Annotated in this window: 8 protein-coding genes and 1 pseudogene; 1 reads left to right on the top strand and 8 read right to left on the bottom strand. The window is 73.8% G+C overall.

Annotated elements, in window-relative coordinates:
* A pseudogene (locus AC5FZL_RS13545) lies at positions 1–497 on the bottom strand (pentapeptide repeat-containing protein); the annotation flags it as partial.
* A 101-nt stretch (positions 498–598) separates the two neighbouring features.
* On the opposite strand from AC5FZL_RS13545, the gene AC5FZL_RS13540 reads away from it, so the two are divergent.
* Entirely contained in the window at positions 599–1081 is a 483-nt protein-coding gene (locus AC5FZL_RS13540; RefSeq protein ID WP_493619412.1) for a VOC family protein, read from the top strand.
* 10 nt (positions 1082–1091) lie between these two features.
* Here AC5FZL_RS13540 and AC5FZL_RS13535 read toward each other — a convergent pair whose 3' ends face one another.
* The 7 genes from AC5FZL_RS13535 to AC5FZL_RS13505 all read right to left on the bottom strand — a co-directional run.
* A complete protein-coding gene (locus AC5FZL_RS13535; RefSeq protein WP_493619413.1) occupies positions 1092–2078 on the bottom strand; it encodes a threonine aldolase family protein in 987 nt (328 codons plus the stop codon).
* Between the two features lie 71 nt (positions 2079–2149).
* The gene (locus AC5FZL_RS13530; RefSeq protein ID WP_493619411.1) at positions 2150–3523 is read right to left on the bottom strand and encodes a class II 3-deoxy-7-phosphoheptulonate synthase; all 1374 of its coding nucleotides are present in this window, start codon (positions 3521–3523) and stop codon (positions 2150–2152) included.
* Between the two features lie 55 nt (positions 3524–3578).
* Entirely contained in the window at positions 3579–4607 is a 1029-nt protein-coding gene (locus tag AC5FZL_RS13525) for an ATP-dependent 6-phosphofructokinase (RefSeq protein ID WP_493619410.1), read from the bottom strand.
* A gap of 96 nt (positions 4608–4703) precedes the next feature.
* Positions 4704–4895 (bottom strand): DUF5302 domain-containing protein, encoded by a 192-nt coding sequence (locus tag AC5FZL_RS13520; protein ID WP_493619409.1) that lies wholly within the window; start codon positions 4893–4895, stop codon positions 4704–4706.
* A 118-nt stretch (positions 4896–5013) separates the two neighbouring features.
* Positions 5014–7362, bottom strand: a complete 2349-nt coding sequence (locus AC5FZL_RS13515; protein WP_493619408.1) for a glycoside hydrolase family 9 protein — start codon at positions 7360–7362, stop codon at positions 5014–5016.
* A gap of 195 nt (positions 7363–7557) precedes the next feature.
* Positions 7558–8283: an FAD-dependent thymidylate synthase gene (gene thyX, locus AC5FZL_RS13510; RefSeq protein WP_493619407.1), complete on the bottom strand. Its 726-nt coding sequence runs from the start codon at positions 8281–8283 to the stop codon at positions 7558–7560.
* A 31-nt stretch (positions 8284–8314) separates the two neighbouring features.
* On the bottom strand, positions 8315–8549 hold a 235-nt coding region (locus tag AC5FZL_RS13505), incomplete at its 5' end, for an HAD-IA family hydrolase (protein ID WP_493619406.1).

Genomic DNA, 8549 nt, shown 5'->3' with positions numbered 1-8549 from the left:
TCGGTGGCCAGGACGCCGCCGGCGTCCTGGTGGGTCAGCGCCTCGACCCGCGCCCAGGCGCGGCCGAGCTCGGCCGACAGCTGCGCCGCGGGCGCGCGCGAGAGGGCGTCGTCGACGTACCAGAGCAGCTCGTGCAGGGGCCTCATCACCTGGAAGGTGGCGAAGAGCGCCTCCCGCTCCTCCGCCGGGGCGCCGCGCCACGAGGCGCCGCCGAAGGTCTCCTGGGTGACCCTCTGCCCCGCCCCGAGGCAGTCGAACGTGGTGCACCCGGAGAAGCCGCGCTCGCGGAGCACCGGGTGGATGCCGCAGCGGAAGTCCTCCTGGAGGTTCACGCACGGGTCGCCGGCGTCCTTGTCGAACGCGAACTCCGCCGACCGGCCGAAGGCGAGCGCGACGCAGCACAGGCCGACGCAGCTCGCGCAGTCCGCCCTCAGCGTCGCGCGGCGGGCCGCGGCCGCCTCGGCGTCCTGGCGGCTGCGCGAGATCCCGACGTCCACCCGCCCAGTGTCCCCTGCCCCGATGAGTCCGAGCGCCGGCCCCGGTCTGCCGTGCACCACCCCGCGGGGCCCCGGCCCCGCCGCCCGAGAGGAAGCCGGCCATGCCCGCGATCGTCCCGAACCTCTGGTTCGACACCCAGGCCGAGGAGGCCGCGCAGTTCTACACCTCCGTGTTCCCGAGCTCGCGGATCACCCGGGTGACCCACTACGGCGAGGCCGGCCCCCGTCCGGCCGGCTCGGTGATGACCGTGGAGTTCGTGCTCGACGGCCAGCCCTACCTGGCCCTGAACGGGGGCCCGGAGCCCACCTTCAGCGACGCCGTCTCGTTCGCCATCACCTGCACGACGCAGGAGGAGGTCGACTCCTACTGGGAGCAGCTCACCGACGGCGGTGAGGAGGGCCAGTGCGGCTGGCTCCGCGACCGCTTCGGGCTCGCCTGGCAGGTGGTGCCCGCCGGGCTGGACGACCTCATGACCGACCCCGACCCGCAGCGCGCGGCCCGCGCCACGCGGGCGATGTTCGGCATGAAGAAGATCGACCTGGCCGCGATGCGCGCCGCCGCGGACGGCGTCCCGGCGTCCTGAGGGCTGCGCCTCAGGCGGGGCGCAGCACCTCGGTGAGCACCTCGGCGGCGCGGGCGGCCCCGGCGTCGTCGACGTCGAGGTGGGTCACCAGGCGCACCGTGCGCGGGCCGAGCACGGAGACGGCGACGCCGCGCGCCGCTGCCGCGGCCGCCACGGCAGGCGCCCCGTCGACGGTGAGGACGACGATGTTGGTCTCCACCGCGGCGGGGTCGACGCACCCGGGCAGCGCCTGCGCGCAGGCCAGCGCCAGGGCGCGCGCGCGGGCGTGGTCGTCGGCGAGCCGCTCGACGTGGTGGTCCAGGGCGTGCAGGCCCGCCGCGGCGAGGATGCCCACCTGGCGCATGCCGCCGCCGAGGCGCTTGCGCCGCACCCGGGCCGCGGCCACCCGGTCGGCGGAGGACACGAGCACCGAGCCCACCGGGGCGCCGAGGCCCTTGGACAGGGCCACGGAGACGGTGTCGGCGCACGCCCCGAGGTCGCTCAGGGGCACGCCGGTGGCCACGGCCGCGTTCCACAGCCGCGCGCCGTCGAGGTGCACGGCGACGCCGGCCCCGGCGGTCAGCGCCCGCAGGGTGCGCAGGTGCTCCAGCGGCTGGACGGTGCCGCCGCCGAAGTTGTGGGTGTCCTCCACGGCGACCGCGGCGGTGGAGACCTGGTGCGGGCCGGCGTCCGGGGCCAGGAGCGAGGCCACCTGCTCCAGCGCCGCGGCGTCCAGGAGCCCGCGGGCCGACGTCCACGTCCGGGTCGTCACGCCGCTGACCGCGGCGTGCGCGCCCAGCTCGGCCCGCACGACGTGCGCGAGGGAGTCGCACAGCAGCTCGGCGCCGGGCTCGACGAGCAGCCCCACGCCGAGGATGTTCGCCATCGAGCCGGTGGGGGTGAACAAGCCCGCCTCGTGGCCGAGGAGCGCCGCCACGCGCTGCTCCAGCTCGACGACGGTCGGGTCCTCCCCGTAGACGTCGTCGCCCACGACGGCGGAGGCCATCGCCTCGCGCATCGCCGGCGTCGGCCGCGTCAGGGTGTCCGAGCGCAGGTCGACGACGGGGCCGGCTCCGGCCGCAGCGGCGCTCACCGGTCCTGGAGCATCTCGGCGACGAGGAAGGCCAGCTCCAGGGACTGCTGGTGGTTCAGCCGCGGGTCGCACAGCGACTCGTAGCGCGTGGACAGGTCGGCGTCCTCGATGCGGCCCGAGCCGCCGAGGATCTCGGTGACGTCGCCACCGGTGAGCTCGATGTGCAGGCCACCGGGCACGGTGCCCAGCGCCCGGTGCACCTCGAAGAAGCCGCGCACCTCGTCGATGACGTCGTCGAAGCGCCGCGTCTTGTAGCCGCTGGGCGAGGTGATCGTGTTGCCGTGCATGGGGTCGCACGTCCACACCACCTGCGCGCCGGAGGCGGTGACCTTCTCCACCAGCGCGGGCATGGCGTCGCGGATCTTCCCGGCGCCCATCCGCGTGATGAAGGTGAGCCGGCCCGGGGTGCGGTGGGGGTCGAGCTTGTCGATGAGCGCCAGGGCGTCGTCGGGGCTCGTGCGGGGACCGAGCTTGACCCCGATCGGGTTCTGCACGCGCGAGAGCAGGTCGACGTGCGCGCCGTCGAGCTGGCGGGTGCGCTCCCCGATCCACACGAAGTGGGCCGAGACGTCGTAGGGCAGACCGGTGCGGGAGTCGATCCGGGTCAGGGCGCGCTCGTAGGGCAGCAGCAGCGCCTCGTGGCTGGAGAAGAACTCCACCGTGCGCAGCGCGTCGAAGTCGGCCCCGGCGGCGGCCATGAAGCCGATCGCCCGGTCGATGTCGCGGGCCAGGGCCTCGTAGCGGGCGTTGGCGGTGCTGTGGGCGAACCCGCGGTTCCAGGTGTGCACCTGGCGCAGGTCGGCGTCGCCCCCGGTGGTGAAGGCGCGGATGAGGTTCAGCGTCGCGGCCGAGGTGTTGTAGGCCTGCACCAGCCGGCGCGGGTCGTGGGCGCGGGCCTCGGGGGTGAAGGCGAAGTCGTTGACGGCGTCGCCGCGGTAGGCCGGCAGCGTGACGCCGTCGCGGGTCTCCTCGTCGCTGCTGCGCGGCTTGGCGAACTGGCCCGCCATCCGCCCCATCTTGATCACCGGGGTGCTGGCCGCGTAGGTGAGCACCACGGCCATCTGCAGGATCGTGCGCACCCGCGCGCGGATCCCGTCGGCGGTGGCGCCGGCGAAGGTCTCCGCGCAGTCGCCGCCCTGCATGACGAACGCGCGGCCGGCGGCGGCGTCGGCCAGGCGGGTGCGCAGCAGGTCGACCTCACCAGCGAAGACGAGCGGCGGCAGGGCCCTGAGCTGGGCGCTGACCTCGGCGAGCGCGGCCGGGTCCCAGCTCGGCTGCTGCGCAGCGGGCAGGTCGAGGTGGGTGTCCAGCGACCCGGCGGGGGCCGGGACGCTGGGGGTCGAGGCGGTGGGGGCGCTCACGCCGGTCAAGGGTACGGGGTGGGCGAGCCCTCCCCGCACCCTCGACCGGCGCGGGCGTCCGGCGTCAGCCGGAGACGTGCGCGATCTCCTCCAGGCGGTGCGCCTGGACGGTCTTGAGCTCCCCGGTGGCGTCGGCCAGCGGCACCTGGACGACCTCGGTGCCCTGCAGTGCGGCCATCGTCCCGAAGTCGCCCTCGGCGATGGCGGTGATCGCCGACAGGCCCGAGCGGGTGCCGAGGATGCGGTCGTAGGCGGTGGGCGTGCCGCCGCGCAGCAGGTGGCCCAGCACGGTCACGCGGGTCTGCAGGTCGGGCAGGCGCTCGAGCAGGGAGCGCTCCAGCGTCTCCCCCGCGCCCTTGAGCTGCACGTGGCCGAAGGCGTCCAGGTCGGCGCCGGTGTGGGTGAGGTCGCCGCCGGCGGGCAGGGCGCCCTCGGCGATGACGACGAGCGGGGCCTCCCCGCGCTCGAGGACCGCCGCGACGGTGGCGGCGACGGCGTCGACGTCGTACTCCTGCTCGGGCACGAGCGTGACGTGCGCGGAGGCCGCCATGCCCGTGTGCAGGGCGATCCACCCCGCGTGGCGGCCCATGACCTCCACGATCATCGCGCGGTGGTGGGAGGCGCCGGTGGTCGCCAGGCGGTCGCACGCGTCGACGGCGATCTGCACGGCCGTGTCGAAGCCGAACGTGTAGTCGGTGGCGTTGAGGTCGTTGTCGATCGTCTTGGGGGCGCCGACGACCTTGATCCCCTCCTCGGTGAGGCGGGTGGCCACCCCGAGGGTGTCCTCGCCCCCGATCGCCAGGAGGGCGTCCACGCCGAGGTCGGCCATGGTGGCGCGGATCTTCTCGATCCCGCCCTCCATCTTCACCGGGTTGGTGCGCGAGGAGCCCAGGATGGTGCCGCCGAGCGGCAGGATGTGCCGCACGACCTCGGCGTCCAGCGGCATCGTCAGGCCCTCGACCGGGCCCTTCCAACCGTCGCGGAAGCCCACGAACTCGAAGCCGTACGCCTCGGTGCCCTTGAGCACCGCCGCCCGGATGACCGCGTTGAGACCGGGGCAGTCCCCGCCTCCGGTGAGCACGCCGATCCGCATCTGGATGAGCCTCCTGTGCCGTTCTGGGTGGTCGCCTCCGCGACGGGTGCCGCGGTGCGCGGAGGCGACCCTACGGGGTGCGCCCAGGGGCGGGGATCAGCCGGACTTGCGGCGGAACTCCCGGCGCGTGGTGGCCGGAGAGGTCCCCCTCCCGGCGCCGCCGCCGCGGGCGGCGTCGTCGGGGTGCTGGACGCCCTTCTTGCGGTCGAGGGCCTCGCGCAGCTTGCGCCGGTCCTCCTCGCTGGGGCCGGGGCGCTCGCCCTCGGGGGTGCTGGAGCGACTGGTCATCGGTCGCCTCCGTTCACGGGAGTGGGCACCGCGGACGATCGTCCGCGGTGCCCACCATCCTGCCGCTCCCCCGGATCCCCGCGGAACCGGGTTTCCGGGGACCCTCAGGCGAGGGTGGTCACTTCTTGCCCTTGACGGGGGTCCCGTCGATCCCGGAGTCCAGGTCCGCCACGAACGAGGACACCCACGACATCGCCGAGTTCCAGTTGACCGTGATCTCGTTGGTCGCCCACGAGCCGCTCTCGTCGATGTAGCAGAACTGAGCGACGCAGCCCTCGGGGTACAGCGGCGCGAAGATCGGGTCGTTCGCCGTGGAGTTCGGTCCGCCGGAGACCGTGCCCGCCGGCGGGTGCGCGTACATCCGGGAGTGCTGGTTCTCCGAGAACACGTCGCCGTAGCCCGTGATGTAGCTGTTGTTCAGCGCGTTGCGCCCGAGCAGGTAGTCCATGCTGCGGACCACCGCGTCGCGGTACTTCGCGTCACCGCTGATGTCGTACGCGGTGCCGAGGACCTGCATGTTGTTGAGGATCGCGCTGTTCGAGCCCCAGGCGTAGACGTCGCCCTTCGGGTCGTAGGCGTGCCCGAAGGGCTGCGACGTGGCCGCCGCGTACTCGTCAGCCCCGGCGAGCACGGAGGCCTGGACCTTGCGCAGGCGCGAGGGGTTGAGCTCGTTGGGCACGGTGGCCAGGTCGAGCCGGGCCAGCGCCGCCACGTGGCCCCAGTCGAAGCCGCCCTCGGTGAAGACGTCGGCCTCGTGCAGGGGGCTGTTCAGCACGTCCTTGCGGTACTCCGGCACGTTCCCGGTGGTGATGTAGAGCTCGGCGGCGGCCCAGTAGAACTCGTCGCTCACGTCCCGGTCGTCGTACGGCCCGCTGCCCGGGTTGGGGTCGAGAGCCGCATCGGGAGCCGGGGCGTACACGGCGGGGTTGGCCTTGGCGGCCGCGTAGGCGGTCTTCGAGGCCTGGAGCAGCCGGGCGGAGAACGCCTCGTCGTAGGGGGCCCACAGGCGGGCGCCCTGCGCCGCGGTCGCGGCGAGGTTCAGGGTCGCAGCGGTCGAGGGGCGGTAGAGCACTCGCTCCTGCGGGTCGGCGGCCGGGTCGAGCGGGAGACCGGTCCAGTCGGCGTCGGCGACCTTGTGGTAGGCCATCCCCGCCAGCGGCTTGCCCGGGGCGACCTGCATCTTGAGGAGCCACTCGAGCTCCCAGCGGGCCTCGTCGAGCAGGTCCGGGACGCCGTTGCCGGCCTCGGGGATGCGCAGCGTGCCGTCGCCCAGAGCGCCCTTGTCGGCGCTGCGGGCGTGGAGGGAGCGCTCGTACTCCTGCATCAGCTGGGCCACGGCGATGCCGCCGTTGACGACGTACTTGCCGTGGTCGCCGGCGTCGTACCAGCCCCCGGTGACGTCGACGGTGTACTCGCAGGTCCAGGGCTCGTCGCCCTGCTTGACGAGGAGCTTCTGCGAGTCGTCACCGAGGGTCTGGCAGCCGACCGCGGTGTCACCCTGGTTCGGCGCGACGCCGACGTGACCGGCCGCGCGGCCGTAGCCGGGCGCGTACTCGTCGAGGATCTCGATGCCGCTGCGGTTGGTGTAGAAGAACGTCTTGCTGTCGTCGCGGAGGCGCTCGTAGGCCTGCTCGCCGATGTCGAACGGGTAGCTGGTCTCGCCGTCCACCGTGAGGGTGTACCCCGTGCCCGGGGCGGTGACCTCCGAGAAGTCGACGGTGTGGACGTTGAGCTCCGCGCTGGGGTCGACGCCCCTGGGGGTCGTGGTCCCGCTCTTGACGACCGCACCAGCGGCGTCCTTGAGCTGCCACGGCAGGGCGGTCGTCGCGTCGGTGACCACCGTGGCGCCCTTGGGGCCCTTCGGCAGGTACGTCTCCTGGTTGACCCGCACCCGTGAGCCGGTCTCCGGGGCGTAGGCCGGAGCCTCTGCGCCGCCCGCGAGCACGACGTCGTCGACGCAGAGGGTGTAGCCGACGGGGTTGGTGATGTCCTGCTGGAACGCCAGCTGGGCGTTCGGGTAGTTCTGGTCAGCCGTGAAGTAGTACTCGTACGGCGCGAACGTCGTGCCGAACGCCGGCTTGTCGGCCGGTAGGAACTGCTTGTAGTTGACGTCCTGCCCGCCCTGGACGACCACGCGCACGGGGCCCGTGACGGCCGGGGTGGCCCTCGCTCGGAAGCTGAGCTTGTACTGCTCGCCCTTCAGGAGGGGGACCTCCTGCTGGATAGCAGCGCTGTAGGCGCCGTTGCCGGCAGGGACGGTCACGCAGCCCGCGCCGTCCTGGACGGACGCCGTGGGGTAGATCGTCCAGCCGCCGAGGCCGTCGAACGTGCCGTTGGTCACCTGGTCGGCGGCCAGGGCGGGGGTGGCCGCGAGGGCCAGACCGAGCGGGGCGATGAGGGCGGTGGCGGCGGTGACCGCGAGGGCGCGCCGGGCCCGGCGGGGGTGTCTGTTGGCAGCACGTGCCATGGGGTGGCTCCAGGGGGTCGGCCGGCCGCTGCGGTGCGGCTCGGTCATGCGGTGGAGGACGGACGGCGCCCGGCTCCCACCCGCCATCGGATGAGAGCGCTTCCACGCGCCGCTGCGCCTACCGTCTCCGATGCGTGGCGAGTCGTCAAGTCGAACGAACCGTGACGAAGACGACACTCACCGTCACGTCCAGGGTCAGGGGGCGACGCGCCCCGCGGCGTCGAAGGCCCCGGCGGTCAGCGGCATGAGCTCGCGCCAGGCCGCCTCCATGAGGTCGGCGCACATCTCGATCTCGCGCTGGGGGCTGGAGGGGAAGGTCGCCTCCGGCCGCGCGGTGCGCAGGGAGAGGAAGTTCATCAGCGCCCGGGCGTTGAGCGTGACGTACATCGAGGAGTAGATCGCGACCGGCAGCACCGAGCGGGCGACCTCGCGGGCCACCCCCGCGTCGAGCATCCGCTGGTAGGACGCGTAGGCCGCGGTGCACGAGCGCCGGACCTCCTCCTGCACCAGGGCGTGCTGCTCGGCGGTGCCCGGCTCGAAGGTGTAGTGCCCGGCCTTGCCGACCTGGCGCAGGGCGCGGTCGGGCCCCGGGACGTAGAAGACCGGCCTGAGCTGGCGGTAGCGCCCGGACTCCTCGTTGTACGAGGCGATCCGGTGCCGCTGGAACTCGCGGAAGACGAAGATCGGCGCCTGCACGAAGAAGGTCATCGAGGTGTGCTCGAACGGCGACCCGTGCTTGTCCCGCATGAGGTAGCGGATCAGCCCGGCCGAGCGCTCGGCGTCCGCCTCGACGTCCTCCAGGCTCGCCTCGCCCCTCGTGGAGACCCGCGCGGCGAAGAGGACGTCGGCGTCGCGGGCGCTCGCCCGGACCAGCTCGACGGTGACGTCGCTGCGGAACTCCACGGAGCCTGGGTCGACCACGCCCGGCACCCTAGCGGCGCTCACCGCACGCTCACCGGGCGACCACGCGCACGCCCTCGGCGCTGGCCACGAGGGCCACGGACGCCAGGGACGCGACGACGGCGTCCGGCCGCGCGGCGCGCAGGTCGGCGACGGTGTGGGTGGTGGCCACCGCCAGGGTGACGCAGCCCGCCGCCCGCGCCGAGGCCAGGCCGCTGGGGGCGTCCTCGACCACCAGGCAGCGGGCGGCCTGGACGCCGAGGCGGGCGGCGGCCAGCAGGTACGGC

This window comes from Quadrisphaera sp. DVD1, from assembly GCF_058932755.1.
Note: the sequence above shows the minus strand (reverse complement) of the source record. Positions and strands in the feature narration are given on the sequence as shown.

Bases quoted from the DNA above. Each gene is read 5' to 3' on its own strand.
- AC5FZL_RS13525 (WP_493619410.1), bottom strand. From the start codon at position 4,607: ATGCGGATCGGCGTGCTCACCGGAGGCGGGGACTGCCCCGGTCTCAAC.
- AC5FZL_RS13520 (WP_493619409.1), bottom strand. From the start codon at position 4,895: ATGACCAGTCGCTCCAGCACCCCCGAGGGCGAGCGCCCCGGCCCCAGC.
- AC5FZL_RS13515 (WP_493619408.1), bottom strand. From the start codon at position 7,362: ATGGCACGTGCTGCCAACAGACACCCCCGCCGGGCCCGGCGCGCCCTC.
- AC5FZL_RS13535 (WP_493619413.1), bottom strand. From the start codon at position 2,078: ATGCGCGAGGCGATGGCCTCCGCCGTCGTGGGCGACGACGTCTACGGG.
- AC5FZL_RS13540 (WP_493619412.1), top strand. From the start codon at position 599: ATGCCCGCGATCGTCCCGAACCTCTGGTTCGACACCCAGGCCGAGGAG.